The following is a 24361-nucleotide window of genomic DNA, read 5'->3' on the forward strand; positions in this document are numbered from 1 at the left end:
CCGCGGCATCTCACACGCGATGCGGGCCGGAGATTTTCAGGCGGGCAATGCGCCGGTACAAGGTCGCTCGCGAGATGCCGAGCGCGACCGCGGCTGCATTGGGCCGCCATTGGTGACGCGTGAGCGCTTCGATGATCCGGGCGCGTTCGTCGTGTTCATCGCATCCGCTGGCTTCCTGCGCACGCCGGCCATCGCCGTCAGGCGCGAGCAGCGCCGCGATATCCGGCGGCACATGCCGCATCTCCACACGCGTCGATTCGCACATCGCGCACGCGTAGCGCAGCACGTTGCGTAACTGGCGGATGTTGCCAGGCCACGCATACGTGCACAGATGCGCTGCGAGCCGCGCATCGAGCGTCAGCACATGGCCGGCCGTGCGCGCTTCCTCGTCGAAAACCGCATCGATCACATCGCGGATGTCCGCGCGTTCGCGTAATGGCGGCATGCTTAGCGTCGCGCCGGTCAGCCGGTAGTACAGGTCCTCGCGGAAGAGCCCGTCCATCACCATCTGCGCGAGATCGCGATGGGTGGCGCAGATCACGTCGATATCCACCTGTTGCGGTGCATCGCCGCCGAGCGGTATCACTTCGCCTTCGGCGAGCACGCGCAACAGACGCGTTTGCAGATTCAGCGGCATGTCGCCGATCTCATCGAGAAACAGCGTGCCCGTGTGGGCCTGCGCGATCTTGCCGGTCGCGCCACGGCTGCGAGCGCCGGTAAAGGCGCCAGGCGCATAGCCGAACAGCTCGCTTTCGATCAGCGCTTCGGGAATCGCGCTGCAATTGACCGCAACAAAGGGGCGGGTGCGACGCTCGCTAGCGTCGTGCACGGCACGCGCGAATACTTCCTTGCCGACGCCGGTTTCGCCGAGGACCAGGAGCGGTAGCCGTTTGCCGGCAACGCGCAACGCTACCTGCGCGTTCTGTGCGATACGGCGATCCGCGCTATGCAGGAAGCGAGCGAGGGAACCGAGGTTGCTGTCCGCCTGCGCTTCGCGCGCCGTGCTTGCCGCCGTGAGATTGCCGCTGCTGTTGCTGCTGTGGCGTGCGGAGCGCCTAAGCGGTGCGCGGATTCGTGCATACAGCATCATGCCGGTGGCTCGCACCCGTAGTCCGACAATCGCATCGCTGCGCGCGGCGTCATGCAGATGCTCGGCTGACACATCGAAGACTTCGTCGATGTGACGCGGTTCCTTGAGTCCTGGGACGCATTCGTGCGCTTTGCGATTCGCGGCGACCACGTTGCCGCCTTCGTCGAGTGCGATCAGCACTTCGGGTTGCACTTCGACGAAGTTGCGGCTCGCGTGGCCGAAGAGAACCCAGTGCTGTGCCGTCTGATTGAGAAAATAGCCATCTTCGATGAGCACCGCACTTTGCCGCACCAGTTGCAGCACGAGGCGCTGGCTATCGCGATTATCCGGCGACTGCACCGCCGACGCGTCGAGCACACCGATCATCTCCCCGTTCGGTGCAAAGATCGGGGCCGCGCTGCAGGTCAGCGTGGTGAAGGCTGCGCGGAAGTGATCGGTCTTGTGGACGGTGATCGGCGCCAGATCGGTCAGGACGTTTGCCACACCGCAGGTGCCTTCTTCGCGCTCCGACCAGCATGAACCGATGAACAGCCCCGCGCGTTTGAAGTCGTTGCGGCGGTCGCGGTCGATCCGGTAGTCGATCGTGACGCCATGTGCATCGGTCAGCATCACGCAATAGTCGGCCACGCGAATCATCTCGTGCAGGCGCGCCAGACACTGGCCCGATGCGCGCAGAAAGGCCTCCTCCTTGCTTCGCACTTCGCGCAGTTCATTGGAGGTGAGGACCCGCGGTCCGATCACGGAGCTCGGATCGAGCCGGTATTCCTCGAACGAGCGCTGCCATGACGACACGAGACGCGGCGAACCAGCGGGCGCAGGCAGCCGTCCCTCGATGGCGCCGCGCACCCGGTCGACGTGCTGGGTTTGAGAGACATAGGGCATGGCCGGCTCCCGTCGAGTCACGCGGTGAGTGCAGGCTGTTTTTGTAGCACATCTGACGTGCGCAATCACACTGCAATGCAGCATACGAGACGGCTGAGACGATTGTCTCAAGCGGGTCGTGAGACTGCGGGGTTGTCGCGTTGATGCTTATGCGGTGGGGCTTGCCGTGATCTTTGCGTGGCCCGGTGAGACGCCTGCGAGCGTACGAGTCGAGGGCTTGAGACGTCTCAATGGCTATCTGATGCTGTTCGTTCCGCATGACCAGCGAGTGCGTCGCCCACGGAAACCCCTTTAAACAAGCGGTTTTCGTTGTCATGCGGTGCCGCTTGGTTTTTTTGGCACATCCTTTGCAGTGTCTTTGTCATGCATGAAAGCGCAGCAGTCGGCAGCGCTTCACAAAAAAAGACCGGAGACAAGACAGTGCCATCGCCCATTACGGTCGGCGTGATCGCGAACCCCGCATCGGGACGCGATATTCGCCGGCTCACCAGCCACGCGTCGGTGTTCCCGACATCGGAAAAGGCCAACATGGTCGTGCGGCTGCTCGCGGGACTCGGCGTGGTCGGTGTCGAGCGCGTGCTGACCCTGCGTGATCGCACCGGCGTCGCGGCGCTCCTGCTGCGCGCAATCGATACCCATACGGCGCTCGCCGGCCCACAGCCCTGGCCTCAAGTCGAATTCCTCGAACAACCGATTGCCGATAGCGTGGCGGACACCCATGCCGGCGTCGCTGCGATGGTGCGCGCAGAAGTTGGGCTGATCGCGGTGCTGGGCGGCGACGGCACGCATCGCGCAGTGGCCGCACATTGCGCCCAAGTGCCCTTGCTGACGCTTTCCACCGGCACCAACAACGCCTTCCCTGAGATGCGCGAGGCAACCGTCGCCGGCCTCGCGGGCGCGCTCGTCGCGTCCGGCGCGGTGCCGGCCGAGGTCGCGTTGAGGCGCAACAAACGCCTCGTGGTCCGCTGCGTGGCAGGGCCAAATCGTGGCCGCGAAGAGATTGCGCTGGTCGACGTGTGTGTCAGCCGTCAACGCTTCGTCGGCGCGCGGGCCGTATCGGAACCAGCGGATATCGAAACGCTGTTTTTGACGTTTGCGGCTCCCGACGGCATCGGACTGTCGTCGATTGGCGGCGCATGGGCTCCGGTGGAACGCAGCGCGCCACACGGCTTGCATTTGTGTTTTGGGAGCAACGGCGAACCGGGTGTGCCGCTCGTCGCGCCGATTGCGCCTGGCCGCGTCGAGCAGGTGACGTTGCGCACCTGCGAACGCTTTGAGGCCGGCGTGTGGACGCCGCTGAATACCGGGCACGGCACGCTCGCCTTCGACGGTGAGCGTGAGATCGAGCTCGAGCGCGACGACCGCTATGAGATTTCGCTCGATTGGGACGGCCCGCTCACGGTGGATGTCGAGCGCACCTTGCGCTATTGCGCTTCGCATCAGCTCATGCGCGAGGCGGCTTATAGGGCTGGCGCTGTCATGCAGACAGCGGCCGGCGCAGGCGCTTAGCAGAGCGTATTTGAGTCAGCGTCAGCCGTGGCTCCAAACTGCCGTGCGCGACGCTTGTTTAGGTAGCAGTGCATTTGATTCATTCCAAGGAGACACGCCATGTCGGTTTCGAGTCAGTTGAGCAAGGAAAAGCTACTGGAGGCGTACCGGTTGATGCGCACGATCCGCGAATTCGAAGAGCGGCTGCACGTCGAATTCGCCACCGGCGAGATTCCCGGCTTTGTGCACCTGTATGCCGGCGAGGAAGCGTCGGCGGTGGGCACGATGATGCATCTGGATATTGCGGACTATGTGGCCACCACGCACCGCGGTCACGGCCATTGCATCGCCAAGGGCGTCGACGTGCGCGGCATGATGGCCGAAATTTATGGTCGTCAGACAGGGGTGTGCCATGGCAAGGGCGGCTCGATGCATATCGCGGATCTGTCGAAGGGAATGCTCGGCGCGAATGGCATCGTCGGAGCGGGCGGCCCGCTGATCTGCGGCGCGGCGCTCGCTGCCAAGTACAAGAAAACCGGCGGCGTCGGCGTGTGCTTCTTCGGTGACGGTGCGTCGAATCAGGGGGTGATCTTCGAATCGATGAATCTCGCTTCGGTCTGGCGCTTGCCGGCCATCTTCGTGGCGGAAAACAACGGCTATGCCGAGGCGACCTCGTCGACGTGGTCGGTGGCTACCGACAACATTGCCGACCGGGCGAGCGGCTTCGGCATGCCGGGCGTGATCGTCGACGGTTTCGATTTCTTCGCGGTGCATGAGGCGCTGGGCGAAGCCATCGAGCGTGCCCGCAATGGCGGCGGCCCGACGCTCGTCGAAGTGAAGTTCTCGCGCTATTTCGGCCATTTCGAAGGCGATGCGCAAACCTATCGTGCGCCGGGTGAGGTGCAGAAGCTGCGTGACGAGAAGGATTGCCTGAAGCGCTTCGAAGAGCGTGTTGTACGCGCGGAAATGCTTACTTCCAATGAGTTGCGTGGTGTCGATGCCAAGGTCAGGCAACTGATCGACGATGCGGTGAAAGAGGCCAAGGCGGCGCCTTTGCCGACCGCCGAGGATCTGTTGACTGATGTCTACGTGTCTTATCCGTAAACGCAAAGCATATCTAACCATTGGCATTGGAGGCGGAAATGGCACGGAAGATCACATTTTCTCAGGCGATCAACGAAGCGCTGAGTCAGGAGATGGCGCGCGACGAAAGCGTCATCGTGATGGGTGAGGACAACGCGGGCGGCGCAGGTTCGCCCGGCGAGCAGGACGCATGGGGCGGCGTGCTCGGTGTAACGAAGGGGCTCTTTCACAAATATCCGGGGCGCGTGCTCGATACGCCGCTCTCGGAAGGCGGTTATATCGGCGCGGCAGTGGGCGCGGCCGCTTGTGGAATGCGTCCGGTCGCGGAGTTGATGTTTATCGACTTCATGGGCGTGTGCTTCGATCAGATCTTCAATCAGGCCGCCAAGTTTCGCTATATGTTCGGCGGAAAAGCGGTGACGCCGGTAGTGATCCGCGCGATGCAGGGCGCCGGCTTGCGGGCAGCGGCCCAGCATTCGCAGATGTTGACCTCGCTATTCACTCACATTCCCGGGCTGAAAGTGGTGTGTCCGTCCACACCGTATGACGCAAAGGGCCTGCTGATCCAGGCGATCCGCGACAACGACCCGGTGATTTTCTGTGAGCACAAGCTGCTCTACAGCCGTGAAGGCGATGTGCCCGAAGAGTCGTATGCGATTCCGTTCGGCGAAGCGAACGTGGTGCGCGAAGGCGACGACGTCACCATCGTGACCTATGGACGCATGGTGCATTTCGCGACCGAGGCCGCAGAGAAACTCGCCAAGGAAGGCATCCAGGTGGAAGTCATCGATTTGCGCACCACCTCGCCGCTCGACGAAGAAACGATCCTCGAGAGCGCCGAACGTACTGGACGCGTGGTGGTGGTCGACGAAGCCAATCCGCGCTGCTCGATGGCAACGGATATCGCCGCGCTGGTCGCGCAACGCGCGTTTCACTCGCTGAAAGCGCCGATCGAACTCGTCACGGCGCCGCACACGCCGGCGCCTTTTGCCGGAGTGCTCGAAGACATGTACATCCCGTCGGCCGAAAAAATCGCCGCTGCGGTGCGGAAAGTGAGGAGCTAGCAATGCCGGTTCACATGATTACGATGCCCAAGTGGGGCCTCTCGATGGAGCAGGGGCAGGTCAACGGATGGCTCAAGGCGCTGGGCGAGAAAGTCGGCAAAGGCGATGAAGTGCTCGACGTCGAAACGGACAAGATCGCGTCCGGCGTCGAGTGCGCTTTCGATGGCATCCTGCGTCGTCAGATCGCGCAGGAGGGCGATACATTGCCGGTGGGCGCACTGCTGGCGGTGGTGTCCGACGAAGCGACCACGGAGGCGGAAATCGATCAGGCAGTCGAAGCATTCCAGCGCGACTTCGTGCCGGCCAGCGCCGATACCGCCGACGTAGGGCCGCAACCCGAGAAGGCGCAGATCGGCGGGCGCACCATCCGCTATCTGAAGATCGGCGAGGGCGGCACGCCTGTGGTCCTGATCCACGGTTTCGGGGGGGACCTCAATAACTGGCTCTTCAATCACGCCGATCTTGCCGCTCATCGCGCGGTATGGGCGCTTGATCTGCCGGGGCATGGCGAGTCAGGCAAGGCGGTCGAGGCAGGCGACGCGGACGAACTGGCGGCGAGCGTAATCGCGTTTCTCGACGATCGCGGTATCGGGCGCGCGCATCTGGTCGGACATTCGATGGGCAGTCTCGTCGCGATGACGGTCGCCGATAAGGCGCCGCAGCGGGTTGCTTCGTTGTCGTTGATCGCGGGCGCAGGTCTCGGCAAGGAGATCAATCGCGAGTATATCGACGGCTTTGTGGCTGGCAGCAGCCGCAACACGATAAAACCGCATCTGACGAAGCTGTTTGCGGATCCGTCGCTGGTGACCCGTCAACTGGTCGAAGACATCGTCAAGTACAAGCGTCTGGAGGGTGTGAACGAGGCTTTGCAGAAGATCGCCGCGTCGGCCTTCGAAGGCAACGTGCAGCGCAAGCTCTATCGCGATCGCCTCGCAACGCTCGCACCGCGCACGCTGGTGATCTGGGGCGCGCAGGATCAGATCATTCCCGCCAGTCACGCGCAAGGACTGGCGGGAGATGTCTCTGTGCATGTCGTTGAAGGGAAGGGACACATGGTGCAGATGGAGGCTGCATCGGAGGTGAACCGCCTGCTCAACGACTTCTTCGGAGACTAGCCGTGGCGCAGGCCGATCAACCACCCTGATACAACTTGTTCAGACGGGCGATCTCGCCATCGTGCTCGGCCTGAGCCAGTTCATGACGAACTTCGGCACGCGCCTTCGGCGCCGCGTTGATTTGATTCGGACTCCATTGCTGCGTTTGTGCGGCGACCGTCGGTTGAGCGGCGGTCGTTGCCGGCGTTGATGCATTTGAACCCGCAGACGTATCGGGGTTGTGTTGGGAAAGCGGCGAATTGCAATGTCGTGTATCACCTCGATGCCCAGATGCATGGCGATACGAATCACGGGTTTTCCGCCAGCAAGGATTTGATCTTCGCTTCGGTCTGGTCATAAGCACCTTCACCGAAATGCGTGTAGACGACGCGTCCCTTCTTGTCGACCAGATAGAACGCCGGCCAATACTCGTTGTCGTAGGCGTTCCACGTCGCATAGTGGTTGTCCTGCGCGACCGGGTAGGTGATGCCGAGGCGCTTGATCGCTTCCTTGACGTTGTCCGTGTTGCGTTCGAACGGATACTCGGGCGTGTGGACGCCCACTACCACCAGCCCCTGATTGCTGAACTGCTGATTCCAGGCCTTCACGTGAGGCAGCACGTCGATACAGTTGATGCAGGTGTAGGTCCAGAAGTCGACCAGCACCACCTTGCCGCGCAACTGCTGCATAGTCAGCGGGCTGCTATTGATCCAGTTGTCGATACCGGTGAAATCCGGAGCGGTATTGTTTTTGCCGGGAAGGGTGGCAGCCGGGGCCGCGGCCGGACTCGCCGCGAGAGCGGTAATGGCAGCGGCACCGCCAGCCACGGTGGCGGCAAACAGGATCGTGGCGGCGACGGATTTGAAGTTGGAGAACATGTCAGGGGCCTTTCGTTGAACGGGATGGCTGTATTGGAACGCCCGTTCGTATCTGGCTTGTGTCGCCGCGGTGGCTACAGTGCAATGTTTTGTGTCGCGGGAATGCCCAGATACATTGGGATACAAAGCCTCGCCGGTACCAGGCTATAAAGCAGCCATTCCTATGGTGGAGAATCCCATGAGTGCCCAACTGCCCGTCGATTGCCTTGAAGGCATCGACCCGTATACGCTGGAGGTCAGCGTGGCCAATGGCGCGAACCAGTCAGTCGCGGAGGACGTATGAGGCGGCTGATGGCAATTCTCGCCTTCCTGGCGGGCGGACTTGCAGCGGAGATGGCGCACCCCGTGCAGTGTTTGCTGGTCAACGTGAACCGTGTGCGCGTCAATCGTCGGAAGGATTGAGCCATTGATGGAAAACACCGACCACATCCTGATCGTCGATGACGACCGCGGCATCCGCGAACTCATTGCGACCTATCTCGAGAAGAACGGCATGCGCGTATCGCTGGCCGCTAACGGTCGCCAGATGCGCGCCGTGCTGGAGCAGGGTGCGCCTGATCTGATCGTGCTCGACCTGATGATGCCCGGAGAGGATGGTCTCGTCCTGTGCCGCGAATTGCGTGCGGGCAAGTTTCGCGCGGTGCCGGTTTTGATGCTGACCGCCCGCAGCGAAGAGACCGATCGCATTGTCGGGCTGGAAATGGGCGCCGACGATTACCTGTCCAAGCCGTTTGCCGTGCGCGAACTGCTGGCGCGCATCCGCTCGGTCTTGCGCCGCGCGAGGATGCTGCCGCCCGGCATGCAGGTGACGGAAACCTCGCCGATGATCAGCTTTGGCGACTGGCGGCTCGACACTGTCGCGCGTCATCTGCTCGACACCGAGGGCACCATGGTGGCCCTGAGTGGCGCGGAGTACCGCCTGCTGCGCGTATTTCTCGATCACCCGCAACGCGTGCTGACGCGAGACCAGTTGCTCAATCTGACCCAGGGCCGTCAGGCCGACGCGTTCGACCGCTCGATCGATCTGCTGGTGAGCCGTTTGCGGCAGCGCCTGCAGGACACCGCACGCGAACCGCGCTACATCAAGACGCTGCGTAGCGAGGGCTACGTGTTCTCTGCTGCCGTGACCATGGTCGAAGGCGATCAATGAAACGCAATGCCTTGCTGCGATGGCCGCCGCGCACGCTGTTCGCCCGGCTCGCGCTGATTCTGTTTGTCAGCCTTGCGCTGGTGCAAACGCTGTCGGTCTGGCTCACCAGGACGGAGCGGGACCAGACCATGACCAACGTGATGATGGGTTACATCGAGCGCGAGGTTACGAGCTCGGTTGCGTTGCTCGATCATCTGCCGCCCAGCGAGCGTGCGGAATGGCTGCCGCGGCTGGCGCGGCGCACCTATACCTTCGCTCTGGGGCCCGGCGTAAGCGGTACGCCTCCTGACGCGGCGCTCTCGGCGAAGGTGGCGCAATCCATCGCGGATGGCATCGGCAAGCGCTATCCGCTCACGGCCAACGCCGTACCGGGCGACCCGGATCGCCTGCAGGTTCATCTGCAACTGAGTGACGGCACGCCGCTGACGATCGACTATCACCCCATGCCCAGCGCGCCGCTGTCACCGTGGTTGTCGTGGGTGCTGGTGCTGCAGCTGGTGGTGCTGGCCGCATGCTGCTGGCTGGCCGTCCGCATTGCGACGCGCCCATTGAGCCAGTTGGCGCGGGCGGCCGATACGCTCGGCCCCGATCTCAAAGCGGAACGTCTACCCGAAGACGGACCGGACGAAGTGGCACGCGCAGCGCGGGCGTTCAATGCCATGCAGGATCGTATAAAGATGTACATGACCGAGCGCCTGCAGATCCTCGCGGCAATTTCGCATGACTTACAAACACCGATCACACGCATGCGTTTGCGCCTAGATGTGATGGACGACAGTGCCGAGGGCGTAAAACTGCAGCAGGACCTGCGGGAAATGGAAACGATGGTCAAGGAAGGTGTCACGTACGCGCGCACCATGCACGGCGCCACCGAGGCGCCGTTGCGGATCGATCCGGATGCACTATTCGACAGCCTTGTGCTCGACTACGTGGATGCCGGCAAGGACGTGTCGTTGCATGGGCAAATCTCCACCGCGTTAGTGACGCGCCCCCAGGCGTTGCGCCGGATCGTGGGCAATCTGGTCGACAACGCGCTGAAGTTCGGCGGCTCGGCTGAAATCAGATTGGCCGCATCGCCGAATGGGCAAGTGACAATCTCCGTGCTTGATCGCGGGCCGGGTATTCCGGCCGAATCGCTTGACGCGGTGTTCGAACCGTTCTATCGGCTGGAAGGATCGCGCAACCGCGGCACGGGGGGTACGGGACTCGGCCTCGCGATTGCTCGTCAACTCGCTTTGGCGATGGACGCATCGCTCTCATTGCAGAACCGTCCCGAAGGCGGTCTGGAAGCCAGGCTCGTATTGAAGAGCGTTCGCTAGCGTTTCCGGACGGAGGCGGCGGTTGAACCTGCCGCCTCCGTCGTTTTGTATCGCAATGTATCTGCATCCTCGATAAATACAAACGCTTGCACTGGTGCTACTCCAGGACACAAGCCAGATACGTCCACGGGCTTTAATACTTCCACGCCAGACGCTCTGGCTTCGCAAATCAGACGTCCTAAAGGGCGTGTATGCGAACCACCTGTGACCATTCTTTGAGGAGAATCAGTGATGCCGGAACAGATCAATAGTCGACGTCGTCTTCTGCTGGGGACGACCGTGGCGGGGATCAGTCTGCTGGAGTTGGGCCTGAGCGGACTCGCCAAAGCACAATCGAACGGCACGTCGGCGAACACACCTGGCGCAACGCGTGTTGCTTCGTTCGATAACCTTCGCCAGATCAACGCCGGGACACTGAGCATTGGGTATGCAGAAGCGGGCCCGCAGACCGGCCCTGTCGTCATTCTGCTGCACGGATGGCCGTACGATATCTACAGCTTCGCCGAGGTGACGCCGATACTTGCTGCCGCGGGCTATCGCGTCATCGTGCCGTATCTGCGTGGCTATGGTTCGACGCGCTTCCTCTCTACGGACACGCCGCGCAACGGGCAGCAGTCTGTGGTCGCCGTGGACATCATTGCGCTGATGGACGCCTTGAAGATCGACAAGGCAATCCTGGGCGGCTTCGATTGGGGCGCACGCACGGTCGATATCATCGCCGCGCTGTGGCCGCAACGCGTCAAGGCGATCGTCTCTGTGAGCGGCTATCTGATCGGCAATCAGGCGGCGGGCAAGGCACCGCTGCCACCGAAGGCGGAACTGCAGTGGTGGTATCAGTTCTATTTCGCCACGGAGCGTGGCCAGGCGGGTTATGAAGCGAACCGTCACGACTTCAACAAGCTGATCTGGCGCCTCGCGTCGCCTAAGTGGAATTTCGACGACGCGACTTACGACCGCTCGGCTGAGTCGTTCAACAATCCGGACCATGTTGCCGTGGTGATTCACAACTACCGCTGGCGTCTTGGTCTGGCTCAGGGCGAGCCGCAGTACGACGCACTCGAAGCGCGTCTCGCGACAGCGCCGGCCATCTCGGTTCCGGCCATCACCATGGAAGGCGATGCCAACGGCGCACCGCATCCCGAACCGGCCGCCTACGCGAAGAAGTTCACCGGCAAGTATCAACACCGGAACATCGACGGCGGCATCGGACACAACCTGCCCCAGGAGGCGCCGAAGGCCTTTGCCGACGCCATCCTCGACGTCGCCCGACTCTAACCGCGAGGCAATCCGGCCGCCTTCCTCCCGTCTGAGTGTAAACTGCTGCCTTTTTTGCCTCTGACGGAATGGTGCAAGCTTCGCAGCGTACAGCAGCTTCCAGCGGTCCGGCACTTATTCGCTTACTCGCCCGTCTGACGGACGTCGAGGTCGCCGAATCGAGCCAATCGCTCTCGGACCGGCTCAGCCAATGGCTCGGCTGGACCGATGCCATTGGGCTTTCCACCGCGCTGAGCGGCAACCCGCCGGTCGTCGCGCCCGGTGCGCGGGCGTTCGGCAGCGCGGAGGAGAGCGAGTGCGCCCGCGTGCGCGCTTCGTTGACGAGTACCATCGTCCGCGAGACCACGCTCTCCGCCACCAACCGGCGCGGTTCGCCGAGAGAGCGTGCTCAAGCTGAGCCTACCGGGACGGTGCTCGATTACGCGGTGTTTCGTCAGCAATACCAGTCGATCCAGCAGACCATGGAGACCGACATCGGCAACCTGCGCGGCCGGCTGCGGGCCATGCTGGCCGCCAGAACGCCGGCCATGGCCCGCCTCGCGGTCGTCGACGCCGTCATGGAGCGTGCTCTGAGCCCGCGTGAGCGGAATCTGCTGACGGCTGTCCCCGGCATGCTCGCCGGACATTTCGACCGTCTGCGTCTGGCCGAGCAGGCTTCCCTTGCCGACGCAGAAGCCGCGGGCGAGGCCTCAGCGGTCAAAGCCGGCACATGGCAGAACGTGTTCCGCAAGGATATGCAGAGCGTGTTGCTCGCCGAACTGGAGGTTCGTTTTCAACCGGTCGAGGGGCTGCTTGCGGCTCTTCGCACCCCTTTGCACCCCGTAACCGGGACGCTATGTCCAAGTATCTGATTAATCTCGCTGTTTTTCTGGCCGGTCTGGCCGCCGTGTGCTGGATTGGGGTTGGCTACATCGGCTCGAATCCGCTGGCGCTGACCGTGACGTTGCTTGTGGGCGCCTGCTACGTCGCTGGCGCGCTTGAGTTGTGGCGCTACAGTCAGGGTACGAACACGTTGACGCGGGCCGTCGCCGGCCTGTCCGCGCGACCGTCCAGCCTGGGCGCCTGGCTCGAACCGATCGATCCGAGCCTGCGCAATGCAGTGCGTCTGCGCGTCGAGGGCGAGCGCGTGGCCATGCCGGGACCGGCGTTGACGCCGTATCTGGTCGGCCTGCTCGTGTTGCTGGGCATGCTGGGGACGCTGCTGGGCATGGTAGCGACCCTGCGGGGCACCGGCCAGGCGCTGCAGAGCGCGACGGATCTCGATGCGATCCGCTCCTCGCTCGCCGCACCGGTCAAAGGGTTGGGATTCGCGTTCGGTACATCCATTGCCGGGGTGGCCACCTCCGCCATGCTTGGGCTGCTCTCCGCGCTGTGCCGGCGCGAACGGGTCGAAGCGGCGCAACTGCTCGACCTCAAGGTGGCGACGACTCTACGCGTCTACTCGCAGGCCCATCAGCGTGACGAGACCTTCAAGCTGCTACAGCGGCAGGCTGAGACGATGCCGACGCTGGTCGATCGTCTGCAGGCAATGATGGCCACCATCGAGCAGCAGAGCGTCGCCCTGAGCGAACGGCAGATCGCCACGCAGGATGCCTTCCATAGCAAGGCTGCAGCCGCCTACACGCGCCTCGCGGCTTCGGTGGAGCAGTCGATGAGGGCGAGCGTCGCCGATAGCGCCCGCGCCGCCAGCGCGGCGCTGCAGCCGGTCATGGAAGCGACGATGGCCGGTCTCGCGCGCGAAACCGCTGGCTTGCACAACACCGTGACGCAGGCCGTAGAACGGCAATTGAATGGGCTGTCGAGCGGCTTCGCAGCGGCTACCACGAACGTGGCGGGCATCTGGACCGAGGCGCTGGCAGGACAGCAACGTTCGAGCGAGGCGCTCGCGGAGAATCTGCATACTTCGCTGCAGCGCTTCACCGAGACGTTCGAGCAACGCTCGGCGGCGCTGCTGGAAAGCGTATCTACGCGCATGGATGCCACGGCAGGCAGCGTGTCGCAAGCGTGGAGCGAAGCTCTGACGCGGCAAGAACGCGCAGGCGAGACGCTGGCTGGCCACAACGAGCAGGCTTTGGCTGCCGCCGCGGCGACCTTCGAACAGCACTCGGCGACGCTCCTGCGCGCCGTGAGCGAGTCGCATGCGAACTTGCAGACGGAATTGGCTTCGCGCGACGAACAACGTCTGGCGGCGTGGACCCAGGTGCTTGGCTCGATGGCGGCGTCCCTTGCCAGGGAGTGGGAGCAGGCGGGTACCAGCACCGCGAACCGGCAACAGGAAATCTGCACAACGTTGGAGCAAACCGCGCGGGACATATCCGCTCAGAGTCAGGCGCACGCCAGCGAGACGATTGCCGAGATTTCGCGGCTTGTGCAAGCGGCGTCGGAAGCACCGAAAGCGGCGGCCGAAGTCGTCGCCGAATTGCGCCAGAAACTCTCCGACAGCATGGTCCGCGATACCGCGATGCTCGAAGAACGCAGCCGTCTGTTGGCTACGCTGGAGACGCTGCTCGACGCCGTCAACCACGCGTCCACGGAACAGCGCTCGGCCGTGGATGCGCTGGTGTCCACCTCGGCAGATCTGCTGGATCGCGTCGGCACGCAGTTCACCGACAAGGTCGAAGCTGAAACCGGCAAGCTCGGCGCTGTGGCCGCGCAGGTGACCGGCAGCGCCGTCGAAGTGGCGAGCCTCGGCGAAGCGTTCGGGGCGGCCGTGCAGATGTTCGGCGAGTCGAACGACAAGCTCGTCGCCCATCTGCAGCGCATCGAAACCGCGCTGGACAAGTCCCTCGCGCGCAGCGACGAACAGCTTGCCTACTACGTGGCGCAGGCTCGCGAAGTGATCGACCTGAGCATGATGTCGCAGAAGCAGATCGTCGAGGATCTGCAGACGATCGCGAGTCAGCGCGCTTCCGCCGGAGCCGATGCGGCATGAGCGAGGATATCGATGGCGGCGCGGAAGCGATCGCGCCGATATGGCCTGCCTTCGCCGATCTGATGTCGGCGTTGCTGGGCGCGTTCGTGCTGATCCTCGTGTGTGTGATTGGCGTGCAACTCGAACTGTCGACGCGGCTCGAACAGGAGGTCAAGCAGCGGCAGATGGAAACGCAGCGCCGCAAGACTCTCGAGCAGGCGTTGGCGGGGCCGCTGGCTGCGGGACGCGTGACACTGGTGAACGGACGTATCGGCATCAACGGCAGCGTGTTGTTTGCGCTGAACTCGGATCAGTTGCAGCCTGAGGGCCGCGAGATACTGAAGAGCCTGGCCGGACCGCTGTCTGCGTATCTTCGGGCCAGTGACCAGATCCTGATGGTGAGCGGCTTTACCGACGACCGTCAGGTGAAGGGGGCTAACCGCGGCTTTGCCGACAACTGGGAGCTCTCGGCGCAGCGCGCGTTGACGGTGACGCGTGCGTTGATCGATGAAGGTATTCCGTCATCCTCAGTATTTGCGGCCGCATTTGGCTCCGGGCAGCCGGTCGGTTCGAATGCCGACGAAGCAGGACGTGCCCGCAACCGGCGCGTGGAAATCGCACCGGTTCCGAGGCCGTCGTCTGGCGCTACGGTGAAATCCGGTGACTAGCGGTAACGGTAACGGTAACGGTAACGGCAGCGGCGAGATGAGCGGCAGCGATATGGAAAGCGGAGTCCGCGCGACGCTCGACGCCTGGCGCGAGCGCGGCGCGGATCGTCTGAACCCTGTTCGCTTTCGTTTCATTGAGGCGCTGGAGCGGCGGGCCGCCGGCCATAACGGCGAGGCACGACGTATTCTCGACGACAGGCTTTCTGTGCTGGTCGAGGCATATGCGCAGGATCTTGAACGCACCGCGTCGTGTGATACAGATGCTGGATCTACGGCCGTGGCGTCGTCGTTGGGCAATGTGCCGTCCGCTCGCGGAGCGCTTGCTGAATTGACCATATATATCGCGAATCATGCGCGGACGGCGGATGACCCCACGTCGCGCTTGCATTCGTATCCCGAACTCGAGCTGCTCGATTACTTCAGAGAGATCTGGTCGAAGCTCAGCGCCGACAGTCAGTTGCGCCAGTCGCTGGAGCAGGTGCCTGGCAATGCCGGGCCGCTCAATTCGAGCAGCCTCGTGCATCGGTCGCTTTCGCTAATGCGTGAGCTCTCGCCGGGTTATCTGCAGCAGTTTCTGTCGTACGTCGACGCTTTATCGTGGATGGAGCAACTGAACGGTGACGACACTGCAGCGAGTAAAGACGCGCCTCGTGCCGGAAGCGCGAAGAAGGGCGCCCGGGCCAAACACCGCTAGCGCTGACGGTTATCGTTAATCGCGCTGCAGAGGCTAGCTCGACGAGTTTGTCTGCTCGGCATTGCGGCAGCCCAACAGACGCCGCAGCGTCCCAGGTTCTTCCACCACCACGCCAGCCTCCGCAACCTCGCGCCACCAGCGCTGACCGCGATGCGGCGCGCCCAGATCCAGCCGTTCTCCCATGCGCGGCGTCGCCAGCAGAATCCCGCGTGACATGGCGAGTCCTACCACGCGCTCGAACGGTTCCTGCCAGCGATGCATGGCCAGATCGAACGTGCCGTTGTGAATCGGCACCATCCAGCGGCCGCGCAGATCGACGTGGGCCTGCACGGTTTCATCGGGCTGCATGTGCACATACGGCCATTGCGCGTCGTATGCGCCCGTTTCGAGCAGCGTCACATCGAACGGACCGAGCCGCTCGCCGATGGCTTTGAAACCATCGAAATAGCCGGTGTCGCCGCTGAAGAACACGCGCAGATCGCCATCGACGATCACCCACGAGGCCCACAAAGTACTGTTGCCGTCAAAGAGGCTGCGTCCAGAGAAATGCTGGCCAGGCGTTGCGGTAAACGTCAGGCCGTCGATGTCGGTGCCTTGCCACCAGTCGAACTGACGAACCTTCGACGCATCGATGCCCCACTCGATCAGGCGGTCGCCGACACCCAGCGGCGTCAGGAACACGCCGGTTTTGGAGGCGAGCGCGAGCACCGTCTCGCGGTCCAGGTGATCGTAGTGGTCGTGCGAGAGAATCACGCCGCGCAGCGGCGGCAGATCGGCCAGCGCGATCGGCGGCGCGTGAAAACGCTTCGGGCCAAAGCGCCGGAAAGGCGACGCCCGTTCGGCGAAGACCGGATCGGTTATCCAGAATTCGCCGCGCAGCTTAAGCAGCATGGTCGAATGCCCGAGGCGATACAGGCTGCGATCCGGCGCCGCATCGAGCTGTTCGCGAGTCAGCGCGTCGACGGGCATCGCGGCCGCCGGCACCGTACCGTCCGGCTTGTTGAGCAACACGTTCCAGGCGATGCTCAAGGTCTTGCCGAATCCTTCTACAGGACGCGGCTTGACGTTGCGAAAGCGTTCTCCGTCGTGCTGGGCTGAGGAGTCGAACGACTCACGCCCGCGACGGGCTGCTGTCAGGCCCAAAGCGCGGCGGATAGATCCGGTGAACGATGTCATGTAAGGCGTCCCGATGCAGAAGGTGGGCGGAAAGTAGACTGTTCAGTGTAGTTTATCCTGAAAAAAAGTAAACTGCATAGTGTAAAATTTGGCTATGGATACCCGCGATACGCCTCTTCGTCTGACCGACCGCAAGCGCGCCGCCGTCATCAGTGCGGCGATCGAGGAATTCCTTGCGGCCGGTTTCGACGCCACCAGCATGGACCGCGTCGCCGCTCGGGCCGGCGTCTCGAAACGCACGGTCTACAACCATTTTCCGAGCAAGGAAGCGCTGTTCGCCGCGATCATGCGGCAACTGTGGGAGTCGAGCGACGCTGGTGCGGCGCCGGCTTATTCCCCCTCGGAGCCGTTGCGCCCGCAGTTGCTCCAACTGTTGCTGAAAAAGCTCAGCCTGCTGAATAACGAGGCGTTTCTCTCGCTCGCGCGGGTGGCGATTGCGGCGGGCATTCATTCGCCGGAGCGCGCACGCGACATGGTGGCCCGCATGGGTGAGCGCGAAGAAGACCTGACCGTATGGGTCCGCGCGGCGGCGGCCGATGGGCGTCTTAAGACCACGGATCCGGTGTTCGCTTCGCTGCAGTTGCAGAGTCTTGTGAAAGCGTTCGCTTTCTGGCCGCAGGTGACGATGGGGCAGCCGCCGCTTGGCAAGGCCGAACAGACGCACGTAGCGGAATCCGCAGTGGATATGTTTCTGGCGCGCTATGCGTGAAGCGCGTGAAAGCTGAAGAGGAGTGGGAAATCCGGCCTATGCTATAGCGTCCGTCCTTTCTGCGATCTTCGGAGCGACCATGTCCATACCCGCAACTGAAAACGGCATCGTCACGGTGCCGACGCATCGTACGGTGGAGCAAGCCGCCGACAGACTCGCCTCGCTGATCGAAGCCAAGGGCATCCTCCTGTTTGCACGCATCAATTTCGCGGCGGATGCGGAGCGCGCCGGGCTCGCGATGAATCCGTCGCAATTGATCGTGTTCGGCAATCCGCGAGCCGGTACGCCGCTGATGCAGGCTGTGCCCACCGCCGCGCTCGATTTGCCGCTCAAGGTGCTGGTGTGGCAGGACGGCGACGGCCGCGTCTGGTACTCGTATAACGCGACAAGCTATCTGCAGGAACGGCATGGCCTCGCCGCGGATCTGATGAAACCCATAGACGCCGTTGTCTCGCTCGTGCAGGCTGCCGCGGCTGAGTGAGCGCAGCGGCGTACGAGTCAGATTCAGATCGTGCCGAACAGCGCTCTCGGACGGTCTTTTAGCGTGCCCGTCAACAACCGTAACGCACTCACCAGTTGATCGCGGCTCGTCGCGCAGGCGAGGTTGATCCGCACGCCATGTTCGATCTCGGAGCGGTCTACCGCAAACGCCGACGACGGCATCACCACCACGCCGCGCGCCTTCGCGTTGGCGGCGAAATCGTCGGCGCGCCAGGGCGGCGGCACTTCTCGCAAGGAGCGCATCATGAATCGCCGCTATTGGCTTTTGAGTTTGGTCGTTTGCGCGCTGGCTACGCAAATGGCGCCGTCGTGGGCCGCCGCTTCGGTATGCAGAACGTTCAGGCGACATCAGGCAGCCTGAGCCGTAATCAATCGCAGACCCCATCCCGCGCTAATCGTGCCGTCGCTTTGCTGCAAGCGAGAAAGTCTTTGCAGTAACGCCTCTCGCAGTTGTTCGCGTGGCGCCTCGGGCCTTCGCAAGCGTCGTCCAAAGCGCTGATTTCGCCGGATTCCCATACCCCCGTACTTCTCCTGGTACGCCTGAAAACGGGTTCGCTTTCCTGCCGGGTCCCACTGCCTCGCCTTACCCACTCTCGTTTTCAGCGCATCCGCCCGTCATTGTTTGCGATTCGCGAATGACGTATTCGGCGGTTGTGCCGTACCGGCCATGCCGCTCTTGCACCTATCTTTGCAGCATCGATGTCGTGCATCCACGCGCGCCGATCGATACCTGTTCAACGAACCCGACGGCGCGGCCGGAGCATGCAAACGTCGTTCGTCAGCAGCGAAGGCGCCGGTCGCCAGGCGCCCCGCATGCGGCGAGCGGCTCAAGGAGACAAAGATGAAATCGAACGACTGGGATGTGGCGTATGAGTGGAAAGCCGTGGTGCTGCTGGCACTCGGCTTCGGGCTGGTGGGCCTCGACCGGTGGCTGATCGCGCCGCTGTTCCCGTCCATCATGCGAGACCTGCACCTGACCGCGCAGGACGTCGGTAACTGCATCGGCATACTCGGGCTTTCGTGGGGCATCTTCGCGGCACTGATGGGCGGCATCTCCGACAAGATCGGACGTCGCAAGGTACTGATTCCTGCAATCATCGTTTTTTCGCTGCTGTCGGGCTTTTCCGGGCTCGCCGGCGGCCTGATGAGTCTGCTCGCCGTGCGCGCGCTGATGGGCGTCGCTGAAGGATCGTTTTGTCCGACGAGCTTCGCCGCCACCGCCGATGCGTCTCATCCGAAGCGGCGCGGCTTCAATCTCGGCCTCCAGCAAAGCGGCTTCGCGTTATTCGGACTTGCACTGTCGCCGATCATCGCAACGCAATTGCTTAGCGTGATGTCGTGGCGCGGGGTGTTCGCGCTGGTGTCGATTCCTGGCCTGATTCTCGGTCTGCTGATGTTCCGCGTGATCCGCGAGCCACAAGGCGCGCCGAAGCCCGTCGCGACGACCGCCGCCCGTGGCAACTGGCGCGACGTGCTGAAGAGCCGCAACATTCGCGTCGCGATGGCAGTGCTGTTCTGCGCGATGACGGGCGTGTTCGTGCTGGGCGCGATGCTGCCGCTCTATCTCACCGAATATCTGTCGCTCGACACGCAGCGCATGGGCGTCGTCGTATCGGCGATCGGATTCGGTGGATTCATCGGACAGTTCGGCTTGCCGGGCCTGTCCGATCTCGTCGGGCGGCGCGTGGCGAGCATCGTCGGCTTTGCGGGCACGGCGGTCATGCTGTACCTGTTCCGTGGACTCGGCGCGCAGCCGGTCGAACTGTTCGCAGTGTTGTTCGTCGCGTCGTTCTTCACGCTTGGCCTGGTTTCGCTGCTGTCCGGACCCGTCGCGACGGAGGCCGCACCCGTGGGAATGATTTCGACAGCAATCGGTGTCGTGGTGGGCGCGGGCGAGATCTTTGGCGGCGGCGTCGCCCCGGCGCTCGCCGGCTTCGTCGCAACGCATTTCGGAATCCAGAACATTCTCTGGCTGCCGATCTGCGCAGTGCTGCTCGGCATCGGTGTGAGTCTGCTGCTCGAAGAAACTGCGCCGGCTATCCTGCGCCGGCGCAATATCCGCGCTTCGCTCGAATTGCCAGCGACTGGACGGCCCGACTAGGTCGTCCGATTCCGCACGATTACGCGCGGCGCATTGCTCCGGAAAAACCCCAGGCATTCCGGAGCGATGCGCCGCCGGCTGTTGCAGCACCGCCCATGTACACTGACGTGCTGAACCGGAGAGGCCGGTGCGATCGGCGGAGAGGGAAGCAGCGTGGACCGTTTTCTGAGTATCGAAGCTTTCGTGCGCGTCGCGGAGACCAGCAGCTTTGCCGAAGCATCGCGGCAACTCGGCGTGACGAGCTCGGTCATCACGACCCGCATCCAGCAACTGGAGAAGTTCGTCAATGCACCGCTATTTCATCGAAGCACGCGGCATGTGCGGCTGTCCGAAGTGGGCGAGGCGTTCTATCGCGAATGCGCGGAAGTGGTCGGGCGCGTCAACGAACTGACCGACCAGATGCGCGAACTGCGCGCGACGCCCACTGGCCGGATGCGCATCCAGGTGCTGCCGGGCTTCGCGCTAGGCCATTTCGGGGCGCCGCTCGCCGAATTCAACCGCCGCTATCCCGGCATCCAGCTCGACGTGATCGTCAACGACCGGGTCGTCGATCCCATCGAAGAAGGTTTCGACGTCGCGTTCCAGATCTTCCCACCCATTTCCGAGTCGCTGATCGAGCGACGGCTTTTCGCGGTGCGCCGGCTGTTCTGCGCGACCCCCGCGTATGTCCGCGAACATGGCGCGCCGCAACATCCACGCGATTTGCTGCAGCACACCACGGCGCTGTATTCGGGCTATCCGTCGCGCAATCGATGGACCATGACGCGCGGCGACGAAGTCGTCGAAATGGAGTTGCCGGGCATGATCCGGTCGAACTCCGTGCACCTGCTGCGCGACTACGCGCTCACGGGCGGCGGCGTGGTGTGTCTGCCGACGCTCGTGGCGAGCGCCGCGCTGCTGGACGGCTCGCTCGTGCCGATCCTGACGGAGTACACGTTGTCGGCGCTGAGCTTCGCCGCCGTCTATCCCGCAACGCAACGACAGGCGCTGAAGGTGAAAGCGCTCGTCGAGTTTCTCGCCGAATATCTCGGCCCCGAGCCCGCATGGGATCGGCCGCTGATCGAGCGCGGCTGGGTGAGCTAGCGCGGCGATTATTTGCAAAGCGCAAATGCCGTAGTCGCCCGATTGCCGGTTGTTGCCACCCTGCTGTGCTCCTAAAGTTCAATCCAACGACAAACACTTTTCATCACAGGAGACAGCGATGACCGAGTCGTCATTCCACACCGTTTTTGCCTCGCTCGACGGCTACCGCAAGGGCGAGATCGAAATCACGAGCGGCGACGCGCGCCACTACGTGTTCTCCAACGTCTTCGAAGTCGCGGCCCACTCCGCGCCCTACGAAAAGGTCGTGGTCGGCAAGAACCTCGACTATGTGATCGAGACGTTGCGTACCGAAGGACAGTCCGCCTGGTTTGCCTGCGCGCACGACGAATTCGTGATCCTGATGGATGGCGAAGTCCGCATCGACTTTATCCAGCTGGCTGCGCCGCCGAAGAGCGGCATCGGCACCGTTCACGCGGGCGCCAACCCCGCTGGCCGTCCGATGGGCCACGTGGTACTGCGCCGTGGCCACCAGGCGCTGCTGCCGGCCGGCTGTGCGTACCGCTTCAGCGCGGAGAAAAGCGGCGTCGCGCTCGTGCAGACGATGGTCGGCGAGCTCTCGGTACAGAAGTGGGCCGACATCTGCCTGCATTGAAACGCATCGCCGAACCGAACATCGCCCCATTCAGGAGACAAGCCATGGCAACCCTCACGACCAACGACCATCCGGCCGGCTTTGCCGCGGACACCGTGCGCGCAAGCGAACCCGACACCGTAACCGGCTATCGCCGCTTCACGCTCGGCGAATTCGAATTCACGCGCGACGAGTACTTCGTCAAGATCAACTGGCCGGCCAAAGGTCAGACCCGCACCCATAACGTTCCCGCCGACGCTTTCCTGCGCGCGATGATGCGCGATGTCGCGTGGGGCTTCTTCTACGGCTGGGTCAATTTCGATCATGTGTTCGGCACGCGTAATCACTACGGCAAGGTCGATGTGTACGCGGGCTCGTTTAACGGCATCATGAAGGAGGCGGGCGTCGACTATATCGAGACCTTCGAAACGCCGACAATCATGGCGACCTTCAAGGCGATCCTGCACGACTGGACCAACGAAGGTTTCGATCCGTTCGCGGCGCCGGAAGAAACCGGCACGGCATTCGGCCGCAAGCACGGCGACAACGACGCAGCGATCGAACGCACGCGTGTTGCGACACGCCGCATGCCGGGCCTCGAAGGCGACTCGCCGCTGCGCGACGAGCTTCCCGTGAACCGCGCATTCGCCGACGTCGTGCAGGACGAGCCCGAAGTGCATGTCGAACCCGGCTTCGAAGGGCAGTTGCACGCGTTCAATCTGTTCAAGTATCTGTCGCGCTCGGACGTCACGTGGAATCCGTCGGTCACGTCGGTGTGCGGGCAAAGCCTGTTCTGTCCGACCACCGAGGAATACATCCTGCCGGTTTTTCATGGCAACGATCGCGTCGAGTGGTTCCTGCAGCTCTCCGACGAGATCGTCTGGGATATCGGCGACAAGAACACGGGCGCGCCGCGCGCGCGGATCACGATGCGCGCGGGCGACATCTGCGCGATGCCGGCCGATATCCGCCATCAAGGCTATTCGACCAAACGCTCGATGCTGCTCGTCTGGGAGAACGCTACGCCAGGCCTGCCGAAGCGCTACGAGAGCGGCGAACTGAAGCCCTATCCGGTCGACTTCTGAGCCACCGGTTACTCGGTTCACTGCGCCTGCATTCCCTGAAGGACTACTATGCAAACCCAACTGTTCATCGACGGCCGGTTCACGGATGCCGTCGAAGGCGGCACGATCGATGTGCTCAATCCGCATGACGGCTCGCTGATCACGAAAATCGCCGCCGCCACTGCGGCCGATGTCGATCTCGCCGTAGAAGCCGCCGCGCGCGCATTCCCGAAGTGGTCCGCGATGGCGGCCGCGGATCGGGGCCGTCTGCTGCTGCGTCTTGCCGACGCGATCGAAGCCAACGCCGAAGAACTCGCGCAACTCGAATCGCTCGACACCGGCCATCCGATCCGCGATTCGCGTGCGCTCGACGTGCCGCGTACGGCCGCGTGCTTCCGCTACTTCGGAGGCATGGCCGACAAGCTGCAAGGCTCCGTGATTCCCGTCGAAACCGGCTTTCTCAACTACGTGCAACGCGCGCCGATCGGCGTCGTGGGGCAGATCGTGCCGTGGAATTTCCCGCTGATGTTCACGAGCTGGAAGATGGGCCCCGCGCTGGCCGCCGGCAACACGGTTGTGCTCAAGCCCTCGGAAATCACGCCGCTTTCGACGCTGCGCATCGTCGAGCTGATGGCCGAGGTCGGCTTTCCGGCAGGTGTCGTCAATATCGTCGCGGGCTACGGCCACACGGCCGGACAGCGGCTCGCCGAACATGAAGGTGTCGGCAAGATCGCGTTCACCGGTTCGACGGCGACGGGGCGGCGTATCGTCGAGGCGTCGCAGGGCAATCTCAAGCGCGTGCAACTCGAACTGGGCGGGAAGGGCGCCAACATCGTCTTCGACGATGCCAATCTGGACGCAGCCATCAACGGTGCAGCGTGGGCGATCTTCCACAACCAGGGGCAGGCCTGCATCGCTGGATCGCGACTGATCCTGCACGAGCGTATCGCAGATGCGTTCCTCGAGCGCTTCGTCGCGCTGGCCTCGACGATTCGCGTTGGCAATCCGCTCGATCCCGAGACCGAAATGGGGCCGCTCACATCCAGGCAGCATCTCGAACGCGTGCTCGCGTATGTCGATGTCGCGCGCGAACAGGGTGGCCGCGTGCTGGCCGGCGGCACCGCGCCGCGCGAGGCTGCGCTCGCGAACGGCTATTACGTGCGGCCGACCGTCGTCGAAGCTGCGACCCCGAACGATCGCATCGCGCAGGAAGAAGTGTTCGGACCGTTCGTGACGGTGCTGCGTTTCCGTACCGATGAAGAAGCGCTGGCGATCGCCAATGGCACTGACTACGGCCTTGGCAGCGGGCTGTGGACGCGCGATCTGTCGCGCGCGCATCGCATCGCTGGGCAGATTCAGGCGGGCATGTGCTGGATCAACTGCTACAAGCGCGTCAATCCGGGTAGTCCGTTCGGCGGTGTGGGGAAATCGGGCTACGGCCGCGAGATGGGCTTCGAGGCGATGCACGACTACACGGAAGCGCGATCGGTATGGGTCAATGTCGATGGCAATGTGCTGCCGCATTTCCAGCGCTGAGGT

At 63.2% G+C, this 24361-nt stretch carries 22 protein-coding genes and 1 pseudogene; 18 read left to right on the forward strand and 5 right to left on the reverse strand.

The features are described from left to right. Window positions 1-10: 10 nt before the first annotated feature. Complete coding sequence (locus tag P3T24_RS02055) at window positions 11-1972, reverse strand: sigma-54-dependent Fis family transcriptional regulator (protein ID WP_429431944.1); 1962 nt, start codon at window positions 1970-1972, stop codon at window positions 11-13. Between the two features lie 420 nt (window positions 1973-2392). Between P3T24_RS02055 and P3T24_RS02060 the strand changes: the two genes are divergently transcribed. From P3T24_RS02060 to P3T24_RS02075, 4 genes are all read left to right on the forward strand, one after another. Then, window positions 2393-3481, forward strand: coding sequence for an ATP-NAD kinase family protein (locus tag P3T24_RS02060; protein ID WP_429431946.1), 1089 nt, complete (start codon window positions 2393-2395; stop codon window positions 3479-3481). Window positions 3482-3580: 99 nt separating this feature from the next. Then, complete coding sequence (locus P3T24_RS02065) at window positions 3581-4564, forward strand: thiamine pyrophosphate-dependent dehydrogenase E1 component subunit alpha (protein WP_074268935.1); 984 nt, start codon at window positions 3581-3583, stop codon at window positions 4562-4564. A gap of 38 nt (window positions 4565-4602) precedes the next feature. Continuing rightward, on the forward strand, window positions 4603-5607 hold the full coding sequence (locus tag P3T24_RS02070; protein ID WP_074268934.1) for an alpha-ketoacid dehydrogenase subunit beta: 1005 nt from the start codon (window positions 4603-4605) through the stop codon (window positions 5605-5607). Window positions 5608-5609: 2 nt separating this feature from the next. After that, complete coding sequence (locus P3T24_RS02075) at window positions 5610-6722, forward strand: acetoin dehydrogenase dihydrolipoyllysine-residue acetyltransferase subunit (RefSeq protein ID WP_429431949.1); 1113 nt, start codon at window positions 5610-5612, stop codon at window positions 6720-6722. Between the two features lie 16 nt (window positions 6723-6738). On the opposite strand, the gene P3T24_RS02080 is transcribed toward P3T24_RS02075, so the two are convergent. Beyond that, the gene (locus tag P3T24_RS02080; RefSeq protein WP_429285861.1) at window positions 6739-7059 is read right to left on the reverse strand and encodes a DUF4148 domain-containing protein; all 321 of its coding nucleotides are present in this window, start codon (window positions 7057-7059) and stop codon (window positions 6739-6741) included. After that, window positions 7010-7579 carry a thioredoxin family protein gene (locus P3T24_RS02085; protein WP_074268932.1) on the reverse strand — a complete coding sequence of 190 codons (570 nt, stop codon included), beginning with the start codon at window positions 7577-7579 and terminating at the stop codon, window positions 7010-7012. The genes P3T24_RS02080 and P3T24_RS02085 overlap by 50 nt, the downstream gene beginning before the upstream one ends. 409 nt (window positions 7580-7988) lie before the next feature. Here P3T24_RS02085 and P3T24_RS02090 point away from each other — a divergent pair, with 409 nt between their 5' ends. The 7 genes from P3T24_RS02090 (at window position 7989) to P3T24_RS02120 (ending at window position 15596) form a co-directional block, all read left to right on the forward strand. Then, window positions 7989-8729, forward strand: a complete 741-nt coding sequence (locus P3T24_RS02090) for a response regulator (RefSeq protein WP_429431952.1) — start codon at window positions 7989-7991, stop codon at window positions 8727-8729. Next, window positions 8726-10048, forward strand: a complete 1323-nt coding sequence (locus P3T24_RS02095; RefSeq protein WP_429431955.1) for an ATP-binding protein — start codon at window positions 8726-8728, stop codon at window positions 10046-10048. The genes P3T24_RS02090 and P3T24_RS02095 overlap by 4 nt, the downstream gene beginning before the upstream one ends. A gap of 231 nt (window positions 10049-10279) precedes the next feature. Beyond that, a complete protein-coding gene (locus P3T24_RS02100) occupies window positions 10280-11323 on the forward strand; it encodes an alpha/beta fold hydrolase (RefSeq protein WP_429431958.1) in 1044 nt (347 codons plus the stop codon). Between the two features lie 68 nt (window positions 11324-11391). Next, a complete protein-coding gene (locus P3T24_RS02105; RefSeq protein ID WP_429431960.1) occupies window positions 11392-12174 on the forward strand; it encodes a DUF3348 domain-containing protein in 783 nt (260 codons plus the stop codon). Further along, entirely contained in the window at window positions 12159-14255 is a 2097-nt protein-coding gene (locus P3T24_RS02110) for a DUF802 domain-containing protein (protein ID WP_429431963.1), read from the forward strand. Before P3T24_RS02105 ends, P3T24_RS02110 begins: the two co-directional genes overlap by 16 nt. Beyond that, entirely contained in the window at window positions 14252-14902 is a 651-nt protein-coding gene (locus tag P3T24_RS02115) for an OmpA family protein (RefSeq protein WP_429431966.1), read from the forward strand. Before P3T24_RS02110 ends, P3T24_RS02115 begins: the two co-directional genes overlap by 4 nt. Window positions 14903-14939: 37 nt before the next feature. Continuing rightward, window positions 14940-15596, forward strand: a complete 657-nt coding sequence (locus P3T24_RS02120; protein ID WP_429433218.1) for a DUF2894 domain-containing protein — start codon at window positions 14940-14942, stop codon at window positions 15594-15596. 33 nt (window positions 15597-15629) lie between these two features. Here the strand turns inward: P3T24_RS02120 and P3T24_RS02125 are convergent, their stop codons facing one another. Continuing rightward, a complete protein-coding gene (locus tag P3T24_RS02125) occupies window positions 15630-16772 on the reverse strand; it encodes an MBL fold metallo-hydrolase (protein ID WP_429407973.1) in 1143 nt (380 codons plus the stop codon). Between the two features lie 94 nt (window positions 16773-16866). On the opposite strand from P3T24_RS02125, the gene P3T24_RS02130 reads away from it, so the two are divergent. Together P3T24_RS02130 and P3T24_RS02135 are read left to right on the forward strand one after the other, a co-directional pair. Continuing rightward, window positions 16867-17481 (forward strand): TetR/AcrR family transcriptional regulator, encoded by a 615-nt coding sequence (locus tag P3T24_RS02130; RefSeq protein ID WP_429285855.1) that lies wholly within the window; start codon window positions 16867-16869, stop codon window positions 17479-17481. 79 nt (window positions 17482-17560) lie between these two features. Further along, on the forward strand, window positions 17561-17962 hold the full coding sequence (locus P3T24_RS02135; protein WP_074268922.1) for a DUF302 domain-containing protein: 402 nt from the start codon (window positions 17561-17563) through the stop codon (window positions 17960-17962). Window positions 17963-17985: 23 nt separating this feature from the next. Here P3T24_RS02135 and P3T24_RS02140 read toward each other — a convergent pair. Then, window positions 17986-18207: pseudogene (locus P3T24_RS02140) on the reverse strand (PLP-dependent aminotransferase family protein); the annotation flags it as partial. A gap of 616 nt (window positions 18208-18823) precedes the next feature. On the opposite strand from P3T24_RS02140, the gene P3T24_RS02145 reads away from it, so the two are divergent. The 5 genes from P3T24_RS02145 (at window position 18824) to P3T24_RS02165 (ending at window position 24358) form a co-directional block, all read left to right on the forward strand. Beyond that, the gene (locus P3T24_RS02145) at window positions 18824-20083 is read left to right on the forward strand and encodes an MFS transporter (protein ID WP_429431968.1); all 1260 of its coding nucleotides are present in this window, start codon (window positions 18824-18826) and stop codon (window positions 20081-20083) included. Window positions 20084-20236: 153 nt separating this feature from the next. Beyond that, window positions 20237-21166: a LysR family transcriptional regulator gene (locus P3T24_RS02150; protein ID WP_074268918.1), complete on the forward strand. Its 930-nt coding sequence runs from the start codon at window positions 20237-20239 to the stop codon at window positions 21164-21166. A gap of 118 nt (window positions 21167-21284) precedes the next feature. Next, window positions 21285-21779: a hydroxyquinol 1,2-dioxygenase gene (locus P3T24_RS02155; RefSeq protein WP_074268917.1), complete on the forward strand. Its 495-nt coding sequence runs from the start codon at window positions 21285-21287 to the stop codon at window positions 21777-21779. A gap of 44 nt (window positions 21780-21823) precedes the next feature. Beyond that, entirely contained in the window at window positions 21824-22843 is a 1020-nt protein-coding gene (locus tag P3T24_RS02160; RefSeq protein WP_429431971.1) for a hydroxyquinol 1,2-dioxygenase, read from the forward strand. Window positions 22844-22891: 48 nt separating this feature from the next. Beyond that, window positions 22892-24358, forward strand: a complete 1467-nt coding sequence (locus P3T24_RS02165; protein WP_429431974.1) for an aldehyde dehydrogenase family protein — start codon at window positions 22892-22894, stop codon at window positions 24356-24358. Window positions 24359-24361: the final 3 nt, after the last annotated feature.

Source organism: Paraburkholderia sp. GAS33 (genome assembly GCF_050436645.1).
GTDB classification, from domain to species: domain Bacteria; phylum Pseudomonadota; class Gammaproteobacteria; order Burkholderiales; family Burkholderiaceae; genus Paraburkholderia; species Paraburkholderia phenazinium_B.